Origin of the sequence: Alicyclobacillus tolerans (assembly GCF_048984885.1) — a bacterium.
Taxonomy (GTDB): domain Bacteria; phylum Bacillota; class Bacilli; order Alicyclobacillales; family Alicyclobacillaceae; genus Alicyclobacillus_I; species Alicyclobacillus_I tolerans.
In genome coordinates this window covers 20,344-34,766 of record NZ_JBMGNK010000003.1, presented here as the reverse complement: position 1 = coordinate 34,766, position 14,423 = coordinate 20,344, and the positions used below count along the sequence as shown (strand labels likewise).

Annotated in this window: 21 protein-coding genes; 2 read left to right on the top strand and 19 right to left on the bottom strand. The window is 46.8% G+C overall.

The window, feature by feature from the left end:
• Window positions 1–22 precede the first annotated feature (22 nt).
• The 11 genes from ACOJUR_RS15485 to ACOJUR_RS15435 form a co-directional block, all read right to left on the bottom strand.
• Entirely contained in the window at window positions 23–313 is a 291-nt protein-coding gene (locus ACOJUR_RS15485; RefSeq protein ID WP_306955103.1) for a hypothetical protein, read from the bottom strand.
• On the bottom strand, window positions 310–714 hold the full coding sequence (locus ACOJUR_RS15480; RefSeq protein WP_420950594.1) for a DUF4258 domain-containing protein: 405 nt from the start codon (window positions 712–714) through the stop codon (window positions 310–312). Before ACOJUR_RS15480 ends, ACOJUR_RS15485 begins: the two co-directional genes overlap by 4 nt.
• Before the next feature lie 127 nt (window positions 715–841).
• A complete protein-coding gene (locus ACOJUR_RS15475; protein ID WP_306955098.1) occupies window positions 842–1,012 on the bottom strand; it encodes a hypothetical protein in 171 nt (56 codons plus the stop codon).
• A 14-nt stretch (window positions 1,013–1,026) separates the two neighbouring features.
• Window positions 1,027–1,497, bottom strand: coding sequence for a single-stranded DNA-binding protein (locus ACOJUR_RS15470; RefSeq protein WP_420950593.1), 471 nt, complete (start codon window positions 1,495–1,497; stop codon window positions 1,027–1,029).
• Window positions 1,498–1,513: 16 nt separating this feature from the next.
• The gene (locus ACOJUR_RS15465) at window positions 1,514–2,536 is read right to left on the bottom strand and encodes a recombination directionality factor (protein ID WP_306955095.1); all 1,023 of its coding nucleotides are present in this window, start codon (window positions 2,534–2,536) and stop codon (window positions 1,514–1,516) included.
• 3 nt (window positions 2,537–2,539) lie between these two features.
• On the bottom strand, window positions 2,540–3,082 hold the full coding sequence (locus ACOJUR_RS15460; protein WP_420950592.1) for a CHC2 zinc finger domain-containing protein: 543 nt from the start codon (window positions 3,080–3,082) through the stop codon (window positions 2,540–2,542).
• A 253-nt stretch (window positions 3,083–3,335) separates the two neighbouring features.
• Window positions 3,336–3,626, bottom strand: a complete 291-nt coding sequence (locus tag ACOJUR_RS15455; protein WP_420950591.1) for a hypothetical protein — start codon at window positions 3,624–3,626, stop codon at window positions 3,336–3,338.
• Window positions 3,627–3,942: 316 nt separating this feature from the next.
• Window positions 3,943–4,794 carry a 4-hydroxy-3-methylbut-2-enyl diphosphate reductase gene (locus tag ACOJUR_RS15450; protein ID WP_306955092.1) on the bottom strand — a complete coding sequence of 284 codons (852 nt, stop codon included), beginning with the start codon at window positions 4,792–4,794 and terminating at the stop codon, window positions 3,943–3,945.
• Between the two features lie 89 nt (window positions 4,795–4,883).
• Window positions 4,884–7,283, bottom strand: a complete 2,400-nt coding sequence (locus ACOJUR_RS15445; protein ID WP_420950590.1) for a type IV secretory system conjugative DNA transfer family protein — start codon at window positions 7,281–7,283, stop codon at window positions 4,884–4,886.
• 12 nt (window positions 7,284–7,295) lie between these two features.
• On the bottom strand, window positions 7,296–8,048 hold the full coding sequence (locus tag ACOJUR_RS15440) for a metal-dependent hydrolase (RefSeq protein WP_420950589.1): 753 nt from the start codon (window positions 8,046–8,048) through the stop codon (window positions 7,296–7,298).
• A gap of 267 nt (window positions 8,049–8,315) precedes the next feature.
• Complete coding sequence (locus tag ACOJUR_RS15435) at window positions 8,316–9,041, bottom strand: putative quorum-sensing-regulated virulence factor (protein ID WP_420950588.1); 726 nt, start codon at window positions 9,039–9,041, stop codon at window positions 8,316–8,318.
• Window positions 9,042–9,222: 181 nt separating this feature from the next.
• Between ACOJUR_RS15435 and ACOJUR_RS15430 the strand changes: the two genes are divergently transcribed.
• Window positions 9,223–10,479 (top strand): WD40/YVTN/BNR-like repeat-containing protein, encoded by a 1,257-nt coding sequence (locus tag ACOJUR_RS15430; protein WP_420950587.1) that lies wholly within the window; start codon window positions 9,223–9,225, stop codon window positions 10,477–10,479.
• A gap of 37 nt (window positions 10,480–10,516) precedes the next feature.
• On the opposite strand, the gene ACOJUR_RS15425 is transcribed toward ACOJUR_RS15430, so the two are convergent.
• From ACOJUR_RS15425 to ACOJUR_RS15395, 7 genes are all read right to left on the bottom strand, one after another.
• Window positions 10,517–11,218 (bottom strand): hypothetical protein, encoded by a 702-nt coding sequence (locus tag ACOJUR_RS15425; RefSeq protein ID WP_420950586.1) that lies wholly within the window; start codon window positions 11,216–11,218, stop codon window positions 10,517–10,519.
• An 87-nt stretch (window positions 11,219–11,305) separates the two neighbouring features.
• A complete protein-coding gene (locus ACOJUR_RS15420; protein WP_420950337.1) occupies window positions 11,306–11,530 on the bottom strand; it encodes a hypothetical protein in 225 nt (74 codons plus the stop codon).
• Window positions 11,520–11,885 carry an RNA polymerase sigma factor gene (locus tag ACOJUR_RS15415; protein WP_420950585.1) on the bottom strand — a complete coding sequence of 122 codons (366 nt, stop codon included), beginning with the start codon at window positions 11,883–11,885 and terminating at the stop codon, window positions 11,520–11,522. The genes ACOJUR_RS15420 and ACOJUR_RS15415 overlap by 11 nt, the downstream gene beginning before the upstream one ends.
• A complete protein-coding gene (locus ACOJUR_RS15410; RefSeq protein ID WP_203114151.1) occupies window positions 11,882–12,109 on the bottom strand; it encodes a hypothetical protein in 228 nt (75 codons plus the stop codon). Before ACOJUR_RS15410 ends, ACOJUR_RS15415 begins: the two co-directional genes overlap by 4 nt.
• A gap of 6 nt (window positions 12,110–12,115) precedes the next feature.
• On the bottom strand, window positions 12,116–12,415 hold the full coding sequence (locus ACOJUR_RS15405; RefSeq protein WP_203115742.1) for a hypothetical protein: 300 nt from the start codon (window positions 12,413–12,415) through the stop codon (window positions 12,116–12,118).
• Between the two features lie 79 nt (window positions 12,416–12,494).
• Window positions 12,495–12,863 carry a sigma-70 family RNA polymerase sigma factor gene (locus ACOJUR_RS15400; protein WP_420950584.1) on the bottom strand — a complete coding sequence of 123 codons (369 nt, stop codon included), beginning with the start codon at window positions 12,861–12,863 and terminating at the stop codon, window positions 12,495–12,497.
• A complete protein-coding gene (locus ACOJUR_RS15395; RefSeq protein WP_203115738.1) occupies window positions 12,842–13,006 on the bottom strand; it encodes a hypothetical protein in 165 nt (54 codons plus the stop codon). Before ACOJUR_RS15395 ends, ACOJUR_RS15400 begins: the two co-directional genes overlap by 22 nt.
• Before the next feature lie 228 nt (window positions 13,007–13,234).
• Here ACOJUR_RS15395 and ACOJUR_RS15390 point away from each other — a divergent pair, with 228 nt between their 5' ends.
• Entirely contained in the window at window positions 13,235–13,459 is a 225-nt protein-coding gene (locus ACOJUR_RS15390) for a helix-turn-helix domain-containing protein (protein ID WP_072875409.1), read from the top strand.
• 178 nt (window positions 13,460–13,637) lie between these two features.
• Here ACOJUR_RS15390 and ACOJUR_RS15385 read toward each other — a convergent pair whose 3' ends face one another.
• On the bottom strand, window positions 13,638–14,417 hold the full coding sequence (locus ACOJUR_RS15385) for a nuclease-related domain-containing protein (protein WP_420950583.1): 780 nt from the start codon (window positions 14,415–14,417) through the stop codon (window positions 13,638–13,640).
• Window positions 14,418–14,423: the final 6 nt, after the last annotated feature.

Here is a 14,423-nt window from a genome sequence, read left to right as displayed (position 1 = left end):
GAATTTGGTTTGAGTCAGGAATTCATGGACTAGAGAAAAGGGATTCGAGCAATTGTTCCTCTAACACTCTTTCCTCTTCCTTTGTCTTTTTGGATTCGATCTGTAAGTTTTGCTTGATTTCTTCTTTCAAAGATTCCACATCCAGTGCGTCAAAATCTACGACCACCGCAGAACGAGCCTGTTTGTGAATGTTTTCAGCAATGTATTCTGCTACAGCCATATCAAAGAGGCCATACATTTTTTCGTTATTTTCATCGATATATACCGGAAAGTTGATGAATTGAACGTTTTGAATTTGTTCAGTCATTTTCACGATTTTCTTCCCTCTTTCCATTCTGACCCACTCTCCCGCTTCGGTTGATGATGTTCATTATAACCCGAAGCATAGAGAGAACGAGCGGCATGGCGACTATATTCACTGTAATGCATCGCCGTGATCACTCGAAATTCTGCAAATCTACCATGTCGATCTTGTCTTTGACGCAAGGCCAAACCTACAGCAATCTGCGACTGGTGATCGACTATGGTAAAAACAGGGTCAGAATTTTGGTAAGGATGCTCCCCGAACGGATAGCCATAAGGTGAGTGCATTTCGTGAATGTCACCTGACTGTAATACAGAAATGATGGTTCGCCTTGTCAGATTACGTTCTTGTATACGAATTTGCGCATGTTCTGTGAAATAGATCCGTTCTTCTGGTTCACTCAAGTACATGCACAGAATCTGTTTGACATCCTTCCAATAAGGTTCATAAGCCATGGTTCAACGCCCATCATCCTTGCACACTGAAAGAGGCTTCCCCCTCTCGTGTGTTGAACGAGAGGGGCTCCCTCCTTTGATGTTAGAATGTTAGACGCAGTTGCTTGGCCTGTTGTGCATAGCGTTCATCAACGGTAAAGAGCACAAAGGTTTGTTTGTTTCTCCGAATCTCACAAGGAATCCCTCGCGACTCGTAATATCGCTTGGTTTGAATCGCTTTTTTCTCATTTTTGGTAGCTGTCAAATAGACCATCTCTGTTGCCTCCTTTAAAACGGCATATCATCGCCTAGATCAGGAAGGTCATCTCCAAAAGGATCGTCTCCAAAAGGATCATCCCCGTAGGATGCACCTGTACTTTGTTTGGGTGAAGTATTCTTCGGGGATGCAGTAGAGTTTGTTCGTGGAGATGCGTCTCGATGACCTGAATCTAAAAATCGAACGGATTCGGCCACGATTTCTGCCACACGTACTTTTTGCCCGTCTTTATTTTCGTACGATCGAGTTTGCAGCCGCCCATCTACCGCAGCCATACGGCCTTTTTTGAGGTATTGAGCTACCACTTCCGCTTGTTTTTGCCAAACGACAATTTGAATGAAATCTGTTTCCCGTTCACCATGTTGGTTCGTTCTAGGACGATCCACGGCTAGGGTAAATCCACCCACAGCTGTACCGCTATGGGTGTATCTCAGTTCGGGATCGGCCGTCAAACGACCAATCAGAATGACTCGATTCAACAAGGTTCCACACTCCTTTTTAGCTCGCAACAGATGCGTTTTGATCCAGATGTAACTGATCAATGAAATACACATCTGGCCATGTATCAGCTTTTTGTTTGGCGTGAACGTAAATGATTCTGCCAACGCCTATCTCCGAGGCCATTTGTATATGCGCCGGGTCAGAAGTGGCTAATTTCATAAGCTGACCCTCCCGATCCGCTGCGCGCAAAAACAACCAGGTGAGACCTTCTTGATCCTGCTTGAGCCGTTTGTCGGCCACGACGAGAAGCGTAGGTTCCGCTTTTTCTCCACCCACAACCTGGTCCGCGAGGAACAGATCTTCAGGCAACTCGTCTTCTGGAATGGGTTCTACGACAGGAGCAGCTCCAATGAGTGGTTTTTGCTTTAAGAAATCCGTCAACTTCAGATCGTCAATGCCCAACTGTAGGACAAACACCGTTTTCGGCTTTCCTTCAGGACTCACCACTTTGGGGATGACGCGAAGCTTCAAGGGAATCATCTTAATGGCCCCGCCTGTTAATGCACGCAACATTTGAATGCTGCTGTTCAGATTCACCGTTGTGTGGTAGCTGGTCGTATCGAGTTGCCAGCACCCAATACCTGGTACTTCTGGAAGGAAAAATTGGAGCTGCCCCAGCTCTTTGCATTTTTTCTCTTGATAAAGCGGACAGTCTTGGTAGGCGCAGGGCATCTGCACTCGTCCACCTTGTCCATCCACTCGATAAGCTACCTCTCCATCTCCTCGACAAAACAGCTCGTATCTTCCTCCCACGCTCCGATAGCTGGAGAGCCATTGGGGAAAGAACTGATCGGGATCGTCGGAAGGGAAACAGATGGTAATTTCTCGTGGTTTATCCCCATAGACGCTTTGAAACGCTTGGGCTGCCGCTTCACTGGTCGTGTCATCCGCCTTGACGACAAAGTAATCCACAGCAGATGGATACTCATGTCCACTCTTGTCCGAGACTTTTTTCACGCCCAGGTGAATTTTTCCGACACGCGGCACTCGATAGATGTCACTTCGACCTTTGATAGGCATATGTCATGCCTCCTTCATCCAATGTTCATTCACACTTTTTAGTGTGTGTGGATGCTGTTCTTGCGTGGCAAACAGTCTGGCCAAACGGCGTTCGATTTCCTGTTCAGCCTGTACGTGTTCACACCACGTCTGCCAAATCCAGTCCAGTTGTCGTTTTCGATATGCTGCCCATTCTTCGTGAGACATGCGAGCAGGTTTCGTTTTGGGGTGTCGATGGAGGGATTGAAATCCAATCTCTTGAAGTTGTGCCGTGGTTAAACGCTCTGCCGGATGCAATTTGCGGGTCCGGTGATGAGGATAAAGTTTTTGTTTGGCGACCGTTTCGGATAGGCCATGGAGCTTGGCGTAAAAGGCAATCACACCACCTTTACTGTCACAAGCCCAGCAGTGAAAGAGGTCTTTGTCGAGGTTCAGTTCCAGGTTCCCCTTGATATCCCCACAGAATGGGCAATGATCAGCTTTCACCTGGTCGGGACGATAACGACTAACGGGTGTGAGTTGGAGACCTGCCTGCTCGGCGATCTCGCCAATTTTGACCCATCCCATACCAAGTCCCTCCTCGTGGTCGATTCAACACTTGGTACCGCTCCTTTCGTGTTCCGTGAAACGACAAAAAGCCACCGAAACACAAATAAGCCTTTCCACCTCTGCTTTTTCGCAGTCGGAAAAACTTCTTCTTGTGTCTCCGTGGTTCATTTCACGGTTGGGCTCTTTGCCCTCATTCAGTTCATGGAACGCTTACTTTTGCGTCTCGCGCTACTCCACCTGACTTCTTCGCCTCCACTACTCCACCCATCCTTCACTTCTTCGCTTTCGCTACTCCATGACGGCAGGCTTCTTGGCTTCGGCTACTCCGACCAGGTTTCTTGGCGCTCACTTCGATGGTTCGCTCTCTTGGAGCGTTGGGTACTTCCCCATCCATGTTTTCGTCGGGCGTGTTCTCCTCTTCCAAGCTTCGGACCCATGGATGGATGTGATTCAGTCCTCTGGAAGCTTGTGAGGCACGCAAGGCACCTGACCCATCTTGATTGTGCCTTGGGGCCTGATTCCCTCGATCAGACTCGTCAGGTCTCGTTGGCATCTCAGCCAAGAGATCGTCTCTTTCTCCTTACCGCACGGCAGCCGCTTTGTTCCGCGAAGGGATACTGCTAAAGCCTTTTTGTTCTGATTCCTGGAAGTTTCTTCACTGTCGCTACTCCGCTTCCCTCAGAACCGATAGGTGCCCGAAGAGACCCGAACCTTCCTATCCGCTTCACCCACGTGCGTCCTAAGCTATTACCAGCCTAGAGTCTCACTGGTGGAGACATGGAGTTTTCTATGGGGTATTCTTTATGGCTTCATTCTCTAGCAGATTTTTCTGTCTGTCAAGCATCAAAAAAACCGCCCCCTATTTGGGAGCGGAGTATTCAGGCTTCCTCTTTCATCAATACGGGTATGCCGTAATAACCTTGATGATCTTGACCGAGAATTTCAATCATTAAAATTTCGCCACGTTTGGGGGGGATTCTTAAACCGACAGGATTAATTCGAACCAGAAAGCCAGGATGAATTTCCCCCATAATAACCCGCTCCCGATAATATTTCACAGTAACTTTGGCCATAGTTCCTTTTTCTAGTTTCATATGTGTCTCAAATGGATTTTCTATCAGATGACATCTGCTGACCACGATTCTTTGTCCATCGATCACGCGCATGATTCGTACAGGAAATTCTTCTCCAATGTGACCTTTTTGGCGATTTTCCTCCACCCAGTCATACCACTTCTTAGGCAGTATAGCTAAGTAACCTCCGACATCGACCAAGTAAGAAGTTCTTCGAACCGCTCGAATAATGCCTGTGGCTTTGTTTCCTACCTGTCGAACACGTTCGGCGTTCAGACGACGAAGAATCGCCAATCCTTGTGTACGATTGATCAACATCGTCATGTTACCGGCATCCTTGATATCAAAGTCCTGAACCATGCCGCAAACCCAACGACCAATGAGATCAAATGGATCTTGTCCAGTTTCAAGGCCAGAATACTCAGGCTCGATGGGCATCATCACTTTGCCTGCGCCGACATCACCAATGAAAAAGGTTCTTTGAACTCCATCCACTTCCACCTTCTCCATACCAAGCAGGTAAACTTGTACGACCGTTTTCGCCCGCTTCCAGTTCGGCACAGCCATCCGAAAGTCGGTTTCTGTTAGTGCCAGGGGTTCCGAGCTTCGCGATCCATCAGCAAAAGTATTCACATAGACGACACGGACGTTTTCCATTTAAATCACACTCCAGTTCGTTGATAATCATAACTATCTCAACCATACCATTTTCAACGTCTTATTAAGCGTCATCATATCGTCAACTTTTATCGCTTCTTTCTCTGAAAACCACAAGATTCACAGATCCACTTTTCCTTTCCATCCCGTTCCATTAAGGTTAAAGGTTTCTCACACATCGGACATTGCAAGAAACTTATAGTTTCATCAGCAGCATTTTGCTTTTTCAAGTCGATCCGTTGGATAGCTTGTGGTTCTGACTGTGGGATCGCCTGATGAGTCAACTTGCGGAAACTGGGCATGACAGGCGTTGTACCCGCTGTTGTGGCTGATTGTTTCGAAGGTATAGATTTCTGTTCTTTCCATGGCTGAATCGGTATTCTTTCCGGCCATGTGTCAGGTTCAGATGCATTTTTCATGACGACCATTTCTGATGGTTGGATAGATGCCTTGTGTCCAGTGGATGGAATCCACTTCTCCAAACGTTTTGAGGATTGAACTGATCTCTTTAATGGATGTTGCTTTAACCAATCATCCGCATAGGATGTGATGCCTACGACAGGACGTTGCGCCTCATTGTTTTGAGTGATCGAAAAAATCGCTTCGTTGGCCTTGAGACCATATGACAAGTCTTCCACGCGAAAACGCGGATCGACGGCTTCTGTTCGACTGACTTTCCGATCCAGATTGCGATTGTCAAAGCCAAAGAAACCAAGTTTATTTTCGGAATGCGTTTCCCGAACCTGACGGATCGAACCGAGTGCATGTTCCAAGAATTTAGCATCATCCGGAGAAGGAGATGGAAAGTAAATTTTGTTCCGGCAACTCCCTTCTACGACGTCCTGGAACTTCTTGCTGACGTCGAGCAGCTGTGCACGTGCTTGATAGGCGAGCATTTGACCTACCCGATATTTGCGTGCCTGAGAAAACATTTCGGTGTAGGCCTCCGTTCCATAGACCGCAAATTCGTCCACATACAAGTAAACGGGACGCCGGGTATTTTCATTCCCTTTGCGTCGCAGTGTATACATCTTGAGTGTGACTAGAAAGAGTTTTCCAAACAGTTTGCCCTCCGGCTGATTCCCGGTAATGACCGTCACCAACCGTCCTGGACGTGGCCCTTCAGGATTGAGTAGTTCTTTCAGATTGAGTCCTGGCAAGCGAGATGTGCCCAAGACATTTTGTAGACGTGGGTTATACGCGATTTCCCCCACAACAATTTTGAGTCCTTGGGTGATTTTTTCGAGTTGATCCAGTTTTTGCTCGTTTCTTGTATCGATTAAAAAAGATCGAGCCACGGCAGACACCATGTTTTGCGTATTGGGAGGAAGCGCTTGAAATCTGGCTACAACATCCGCTCTCTCGTGTTCCCATTGGGCAGTGAATTCATCGAGCGGATCGGATTTTTTTCCAGATGGTTTGAAATTTCTGGTTTCTTGAGAGGAACAGTCTTGTATCATTTGACAAATGGCTCGGAAATGGAAAATATCCGTCACCAAATTGGCAAACTGAAGGAAGTCTGTTTGTGGCCAAAGGGAAACTTGAATTTGAATGACACTGCGTAGCAAGCCGTCTTGTGCGTTTTGGAAAAATCCTTCTTGTTTGCCCATTTTCTCTTTCAAAGCAGCTTGTACATTATTCAAAATATCGGCGATATTCCCGCCGCCAAAAGGGTTGAAGGAAACCGTACTATCTAAAAAAGTTTGGTCTTCCTCATCATCACTGCGAAGATCGATGATATCCACCGATAGACCAAAGGAGCGGGCCGTTTGAATGGCCTTTTCGGAGAATTCTCCATCCGGCTCAACGACGATGACATCCATCTGCCAACCTTCTGCCATTGCCTTGAGATCTTGATAGATCGCCTTCAAGAGGATACGGCTGGTTTTTCCTGTACCAATACTGCCTAGCAAAGCGGTATTTAAAAAGCGATCTTTTCCTTCGATACGAATAGGCTTTCCTGTGTCGCGATCAACAGCTAATTCGATGGGAGAAATAGGGTAATCTTCTTTTGGGATGGGTTGGGTTTCATCCAACGAGACCCAAGAGAAAGCTGACTGCCATTTGGCTCTTTGGTGAGCAGGCAGCATCCGATAGATCAGATAGAGTACTAGGATGACCCCTCCCACCACACATACAAGAGCGATCACCCAGGGATTTTCATGAACCACAGGATTCGTTGTATTGAGTGTTTGTGTTTGAGCCGTTAAGCCCTGCAAGGGTGATCCCTTGGCCACTGTAAAGAGCGAAGTGGGTACAGGGTGAAGAACCTGTTGTTGCCAAGAGGCCACGTGTTGATGAACTTTGGCCACGATATATCCAATAATGACCAGAAACGCCATCGTACAGGCTGTGATGAGTGTGCCAAAAACGCGGTATACGGTGCGATACAGACCGTAAAAAGCACCTATCGCTATGACGATCCAGAACCACGGGCTAGCCAACCATCTGGCCATATCCGCAGGAGGAAGAAGTACCGGTGGTTTCATCGCGTTCACCTCCTACAACAACGCCAGAGCGAGGAAGCCAAACACAGCTATGCCGCCAATCATATGGTCCCAGGCACTTCCCGTAGTGAGGATTCGCATCCCCAATCGCTTCGACCAAGGCCAAAACAGCGGTACGCCTCCCGCTATGGCATCCGCAATCAGATGCAGGATGTAGCCAATCATAAGACCAAGAACCGCTACATGTACCTCAGAAAAAACGGTATGGACGTGCCAAAGCCCGTACCCGAGCATAAAAACAGCGATAAGGCTGTGCGTGAAGGTACGATGTTTGGAGAACATGGCGCCTACGCACCAAAGAGCGATAGGGATGGTCGCCTGCCAAGATAGATGATGTTTCCAGGCGAGATACGCGAGGAGTATTGCAATGAGTCCCAATCCCAAACGTCTGGAAAGATTGCGAGAAGTCCGAAAGGCAAGCGTCAATACGATAACTATTCCCCAAGCGTCGAGAGAGGTTTCTCTGTGAAGCAAAAACACCATGCCAACCAACAAGGCAAAGACGGGCAAGGCCATGAAGCGCTCCAAATCGCGAGAAGCGAGCGCATTCGGTTCATCGAGATCAGGCAAAAGTGAGCCGATGACAAACGCTGCGACAAGAATGGCTTGCAAGATGAGCATGTGCGGGATCGTCCGCCAACTGTGGCTTAGAAGGCGGCGCATGGGTTCCCAGGATTCGTGGAGTAAAAAAGGTGTGGCCACGACAGCACCCACTGCGCCAATTCCCATATGACTGCGCCCCAACATAAAAAATACACCCCTTTGTGGAGAAGTACACTTTCTACAAGGAGCGTACCATGTTTGTGGATTAGAAAAACGTCAAAAAAACATCAATTTTGGATGTTAGATATCAGAACAAGCCATGCCACAAATCCTGTGGCTGCTGCTATCCAGGTAGTGGCGAGTTGCGTCGTTTGTGTTTGATGTCTGGTGAAAAAGTAGGTGATGACAGTCGGTGCTCCTATACACCCAACGAGCCAGATCAAGAAAGTAAGCGTAACATGGTGGTTCATTTTAGACAACGCGTCCTTGAGTGCTCGTATAGGATGCCCAACGTTCCTGTAGAGCCGTATAAAGGTCCTCTTCCATATCCTCAAGATTCTTTAATGCCCATTGAATATAATCGATTGGCACATCTTCTAACGGTTTTCCTTTGTGCTTGCCAAAAGGCATCGTCGTAATAGGGATGCATGAAGCGGCATAGGCTATCAATTCTTCGACCTGGTCACTTTGAGCCATACGTTTTCGATAAGTGAGCAATTCTTGCCAAAACACATGCGCGGTCACAAATGTATCTCCCGCTGCGCTATGTGCCATATCTGCGTCGAGTTCAAGACCAAGCCAATAACGCAGGTATTGATTGGTGTGTTTCTGTGCTTCTGGCCACAAATGACGAGCTAAACGGTAGGAACAGATCCACGGATGATGGGTTTCCGGCAAGAAAGACCGATCAAACTTGGCATTATGGGCCACCAGTACAGCGTCCTGGATATGCGTCAGAATGGTTGGCCACACTTCTTCCCATGTGGGTTTGTCTTTGACCTGTCGATTGGTGATGTGATGCACTTCCGAAGCTTCCGGCGGTATCGTTTGTTGGGGATTGACAAGCGTCTGATAGAGTGTGCGAATGCCGTTTTTGCTCACCTCGACCAGTGAAATGTCCACAATCCGATGGATGGTTGGGTCTAGACCTGTCGTCTCTGTATCCAGCACCACAAAGCGTGTATCCTGTATACGCATGTAGGTTCACTTCCTTTTTTGGAGATTGTAACCAAAATAGGACGTTGGAACAAGCCTGTAACCGACAGAACACGCTCTGCGGTCACGAAGATATACCGTGTGGATGGAAAAATGCTCCTGTCACAAAATGTGTAGCGGGTACGTCTATACAGGGGAACAATCGAAACTAGGGGTGGTTTTTGTGCAAAAACGAATCTGGGGACTGACTGCGTCTATGCTTGCGTTAACATGTTTGACGGTGACCGGGTGTGGGACAATGTCATTGATCAATAAAAATGGAAATAAACTCAACTCTACAGCATCATCTGATAGTCCCCATTCATTTAAGCCAAGTCGAACACATCGAGATGTTAATTCAGCCAAGAGCGTAGTTATATCTCCTTTAGAAAACCTAAAATCAATCTATATGGTCAATGGAACCACCGGATGGGCCAATTCTTCCCGTTCAATTTTTCGAACTACAACGTCGGGACGAAAATGGGTACGAGTTTTCAATTCCAAGCACATTTTAGCGTTGGATGCAGTTAATTCACAAAATGCTTGGGTGATCACTCAAGGTAGTGCTCGCCATGTCACTCTCAACACTACAAGCGACGGTGGCGTCCATTGGAGAATGGATCGTCTCAGTGCGCCTTGGACAATAGTAAACGCCCAATTACATGTTTCCATTAATTCTCAAGATAGTTCGTTTGGATTCGTAATGTTATCGGGACCTCTGGATTTGCAAACAGGGCCACAAGCCTTATGGAGAATATTACGAGGTCATGTTTCCTCCTCCCCGGTTTATCAATCCCTCCATGGGTCCATTCAAAAGATTCAATATGCCACACCGAACGAGGCATGGGCCACAAATTATTTTCCTAATCCTAATCACAAATCTTTTTCTTCCTCCCTGATGATCTCAACGAACGGAGGTATGTCTTGGGGTCCTGTTACATTGTCTATCCCACACTCGCTTCTCATGAAAGACATGAACAATCACAAAACCAATCCAAAACTGCAAGCTTCGGTACTTGCCATATATCCTCCCACATGGGTTTCTCATATCGGCTTCCTATCTGTATCCCTAACTCTTCCATATACAACCAGAGAGAACACCGTGGACTACCAACGATACTTTGTTCTCTATCATACTGTTAATGGAGCTCAATGGAAACCTATTTGGATAAGTCCCGATTCTTCCCTCTTAACAGACTTTTTAACATCTAAAAAGGGATGGGCTATCGTCTTTCAGGGCAAACAACAGGAATTGGAGCAAACCCTGACAGGTGGTCGCTCATGGGAAACGGTTGCACCCATCCCCTCAACGATCCATCCCATCTGTCTCAAGTTTTTCGGTCAAACAGGATGGATCGTCTCCCAGAGTATTCAATCAAATTCCTTGTCTTTATGGAGATCTCAGGACGGAGGGAAGAATTGGAATGTTGTAGTTGAGTAGCACGATTTTATTCGATATAGAACGCTCCACTATTCATTCAACAAATCCCCGGAGATGTCGTAGGATGCCAAGTGTAATTAGAACTGCTGCTCACTCCATCTACATATGGAGTTACATCATAATCTGGGTCTTGAATATATTGCCAAATCATCGGCGCATATCCACCCACTGTTGGCATGGGGCAATATAGTTCTTCCACGGTCGTACAATCTTGTGAAGACTGTGTATCAGCAATCCACACTACAATTGGCTGTGGAGAAATCCAATTATTAGAATCTAGGAGATTTTGAAATTCTCCAATTTGACTCCCGTAGAGTCCTAGCGTAGTAGACGACGAGAATGAATTTGCCGCATTTAAATTTGCAAGTTCATTTAAAAAACCTTCTACGACAGTTTGATTTTCATTCCAAGCCGTAGAGTCATTCGCAGTATTCCAGCCACCACTACCGAGCGATACAGCTCCAAACATTGTACCCCCAGGATATCCTCCGGGATATTGTTGGTTCCAAAACTGGTTCCAGAAAACCTGGGCCTGTTCTGCTCCCCATTCTTCATAAGTCTTCCCATAAGGTGTATTTCCTGGGCCTTCAATGTTCCAGTAAGCAAAGGCAGGAATAGAAATACCTGTGATAGCCCAATAGATACTTACAGTTGTACCATAACCCATTCGACCGAGATAAAAACTCATTCCGCAAGGATTACTGGAAGTTCCTGAATCCGAACCAAAATACCATGTCATTGAATATCGCTCCCTTTTGATGTTAGTTCCACCCGGCCGGAGTGGTGAGGGGCTTTCGTTTTGCCCCTCTACTCTTTAAAAGCACCTCTACTCCCCATTTTGAGCATGCTCTTCAAAAATTTTTTTCAGAACCTCTTCCAACATTCCCGTACAAACTTGCGATTGAGCTTCCTCTCTCCACCATCTCGGCACAGATGACACTTGCTGATCGATCTCTGCTCGGAAATATCGACATAACAGAAAGACATCTACTTCCTTGTTTTGTCTGACTTGTTCCAAAAGATTGTGTACCTTCTGTGTTCTATCCCTCATTTTGTATCTGCTCCTTTAATTTCCGAATCGCTTGACGGTGTATATGGCTAATCGTTGTTTGGGCAATCCCTATTTGTTTGGATAATTCCCGTTGACTTTTTCCTTCCCAGTACAATCCATACAGAATGGTTTTTTCACGCTCGGATAAGCCAGAAAACCATTCCATCTCACGGTTTGAATGATCAGCTAACAAATCAGGGATGGATTGGATAAACTCTTCTCCTTCTACATTCGCGGCATTGAGAATGAGGTCTTCTCGGCTCCATCTCTTGTATTGGTTTCGCGTATGGACTGCCACATGCCGTATGATCTTGCGAATCCAGGCTACTTCTTGCTCAGGGGTATAGGTGGTCATGCTCGGTCACGTCCTTGCACATGTCCCCGTCCACGTCCCCAGTAGAGGGCATAGCCAAGCAGTTCGTCCTGGATAACCTTGGCCTGTTCCGCCAACAACAAACTCACCTGTTCCAACCGCTTCTGGTCTTCCTCGTTCTCCAACATTTCCGCGCACCTGGTATAGGCTATCAACGCTTTGTGCGTTTGGGTCAACGCTTCAATAAGGCGTTCTTTGCATATCATGTGGTATCATCCTCTCAAGTCCATGTTTGTTTTTTCGGTCACACTTTTCGTGACCAGGTGCCACCCTCCAACGGCGGTTGCCGCTAACAACACGCCGTTGAGGATGAGCACTGTCCAACCTCCCACATGGGTAGGTAGTGGTCTTGTCGTGAAAATCACCAACATTTCTCCCACCATCACAGCCAGAAAACGCGTAGGTAAACGCTGAAATACTGGCCACGTTTTCACCATCTGTACCACCAGCATGACGGCCAAACTTCCACCATCCACGGTGTGCAGGGAAGAGATTGTAAACAACGGTTCCATTTTTTTGCACCTCCCTTGCAGTTCTAAAATCCCCCCTACTTTTAAAACCGTTTTGACTTGCCATTTTGATTCACTTTTTTCAAAAAAATTTTTGCAGTTGCTGAATAGCCTTTGTTTTCAGCCGATGAACCGTACTTTGAGATACCTTCAGTTCCTCCGCTAACTCTCGTTCCGTCTTGTCTTCCAAAACGAGACCCACCATGACTCTTTTCTGTTTTTCGGGCAACGTCTCCAAAACCAACCTCATTTCCACTTCTTGAAAATCTCTTTCCGCATCCGTGGAAGGCAAAGTCTCTATGGGCTCCTCATCTTGCTCATTCGCTTGATTTAAGGTCAATTGTTCATGATTTCGATACCGACTCTCCCTGCGCCAATAGTCCACCGACTTTGCTTTGGCCACAGCGATCACAAAACGTTTGATATCCTCTAACGTTTCAAGGGTGTGCATACAGAAGCTTCTTTCTCTTCCATTTCTCGAAGCGCTTTCCAAACGGCCAATCGCAAACTCTGAAGACCATCTTCGTCGTGCAGTATCGGTGATGATTGCATCAGAATCTGATCCACGATGGGCCAGTACACTTGGGGATTCATAAGGAACCTTCTTTCTCTATCAGCAAGGCGGGTATGAAAATGACGACGAAGCACGAAGAAATGTGACAAACCTAACGAACATATGTTCGTATCTATCCTACAACATTTTCCACGTACCGTCATCCCCTCTGCCAGTATTCCAGAATATGCAAGACGGTTTGTCCAAGATGAGCACGTTTACACAATTTGCAGAAGGGAAAGGATGATGGCAGAGGTGATAGAAACACTATGCGCAAATTTCATCCGCCAAGAAGTCGGTTTGGCCTATGGTTGGAGAGAAACGGTATATCCTTGATGGAGTTGTCTAGAAAGAGTGGTATTCATCATACGACGTTGAGCAAGCTGGCAGGTCATCCTAGTCAAAGACCTTCTCGTTTAACCGAGCGGAAATTACGGCCGGTGTTGAGGGAGTACGGAGTGGACACAACAGATTTTTGGGATCTTGGCCTGTAGTGAGGAAAGAGCGTTTCTCAGACACCGACGTCGCTCATGCGAAAAACAGGTTTCCACGTACGTCACAGGAGGCTCCAGATTCATGAAGTTGACGTGGAGAAGTCCGTTCTTCGCCATAGGCGTCTGAATCACGCTCTTTTCTCATGAATATGACACTTCTGGCAAAATCAACACGGTTTTAGCGGATGCTGGCTCGAAATCGGCAATGTGGGAAGCCACTGCAACCCCAAAAGCTCCCATATCGACCTTGCCGTTGGATGAGCTTTCCTCCACACTTTGGACAAACACCTGTGTGGATGGCCTGCTCCATCGCCCTGGTATTCTTCTGAATTCGACGAACATGCTCTTTGTACGCCGTTTTATCTACGACACGCATCTCTTTGAGTTTGGCATAGGCTTGTCCAACTTGCCCATCGGTTAAACGCACCGTTTTTTGCGCCAGTATCCATCGTACCAAGTCCCTCATGTGGAGCACAGGAGACGAAGCGTGAACACGAAGGCTTGTGTGGTTGGGAAAGACCACAATGGGCACAAACGCTGTTTCCGGCAATTCTGGCAAGACTTCCTGAAGCGTCCTGACATGCCCAAAATTCTGGTGCAGTGGATTTTGAAGGGTGTGACGTTGATGGCCCATCGATTGTGTCCACTGATTTTGGTGTTCTGTGCCTACAATTTGTCCACCACGGTTTTTTGTTTCGATCACAAATACACCAAATTTGGAAACCACAATGTGATCGATTTGTGATGTGCGACCATCTTTCTTGCGAAGCAGCACATTGTCCAAGGTGTGATAGGTTGTAGACGGAAGTTTGACCAGCAATCCATCGACTTTCAATTCGCCCATTTTTCCCTTGAATTTTGCGCCAAACAACCGAAGTCCTACGAATAGAATAAAGATTATTGCCAATAAAATACCCAAATCTCCGCTCATTTGATGCATGACGGTCGATGTGTTCATGTTCAT

Excerpts from the sequence above, each read along its gene's own strand:
- ACOJUR_RS15405 (WP_203115742.1), bottom strand. The coding sequence starts at position 12,415 with ATGGAACCGTTGTTTACAATCTCTTCCCTGCACACCGTGGATGGTGGA.
- ACOJUR_RS15450 (WP_306955092.1), bottom strand. The coding sequence starts at position 4,794 with ATGGAAAACGTCCGTGTCGTCTATGTGAATACTTTTGCTGATGGATCG.
- ACOJUR_RS15465 (WP_306955095.1), bottom strand. The coding sequence starts at position 2,536 with ATGCCTATCAAAGGTCGAAGTGACATCTATCGAGTGCCGCGTGTCGGA.
- ACOJUR_RS15440 (WP_420950589.1), bottom strand. The coding sequence starts at position 8,048 with ATGTTGGGGCGCAGTCATATGGGAATTGGCGCAGTGGGTGCTGTCGTG.
- ACOJUR_RS15475 (WP_306955098.1), bottom strand. The coding sequence starts at position 1,012 with ATGGTCTATTTGACAGCTACCAAAAATGAGAAAAAAGCGATTCAAACC.
- ACOJUR_RS15415 (WP_420950585.1), bottom strand. The coding sequence starts at position 11,885 with ATGACCACCTATACCCCTGAGCAAGAAGTAGCCTGGATTCGCAAGATC.
- ACOJUR_RS15425 (WP_420950586.1), bottom strand. The coding sequence starts at position 11,218 with ATGACATGGTATTTTGGTTCGGATTCAGGAACTTCCAGTAATCCTTGC.
- ACOJUR_RS15400 (WP_420950584.1), bottom strand. The coding sequence starts at position 12,863 with ATGCACACCCTTGAAACGTTAGAGGATATCAAACGTTTTGTGATCGCT.
- ACOJUR_RS15420 (WP_420950337.1), bottom strand. The coding sequence starts at position 11,530 with ATGAGGGATAGAACACAGAAGGTACACAATCTTTTGGAACAAGTCAGA.
- ACOJUR_RS15390 (WP_072875409.1), top strand. The coding sequence starts at position 13,235 with ATGCGCAAATTTCATCCGCCAAGAAGTCGGTTTGGCCTATGGTTGGAG.
- ACOJUR_RS15385 (WP_420950583.1), bottom strand. The coding sequence starts at position 14,417 with ATGAACACATCGACCGTCATGCATCAAATGAGCGGAGATTTGGGTATT.
- ACOJUR_RS15410 (WP_203114151.1), bottom strand. The coding sequence starts at position 12,109 with ATGATATGCAAAGAACGCCTTATTGAAGCGTTGACCCAAACGCACAAA.
- ACOJUR_RS15435 (WP_420950588.1), bottom strand. The coding sequence starts at position 9,041 with ATGCGTATACAGGATACACGCTTTGTGGTGCTGGATACAGAGACGACA.
- ACOJUR_RS15445 (WP_420950590.1), bottom strand. The coding sequence starts at position 7,283 with ATGAAACCACCGGTACTTCTTCCTCCTGCGGATATGGCCAGATGGTTG.
- ACOJUR_RS15460 (WP_420950592.1), bottom strand. The coding sequence starts at position 3,082 with ATGGGATGGGTCAAAATTGGCGAGATCGCCGAGCAGGCAGGTCTCCAA.
- ACOJUR_RS15480 (WP_420950594.1), bottom strand. The coding sequence starts at position 714 with ATGTACTTGAGTGAACCAGAAGAACGGATCTATTTCACAGAACATGCG.
- ACOJUR_RS15395 (WP_203115738.1), bottom strand. The coding sequence starts at position 13,006 with ATGAATCCCCAAGTGTACTGGCCCATCGTGGATCAGATTCTGATGCAA.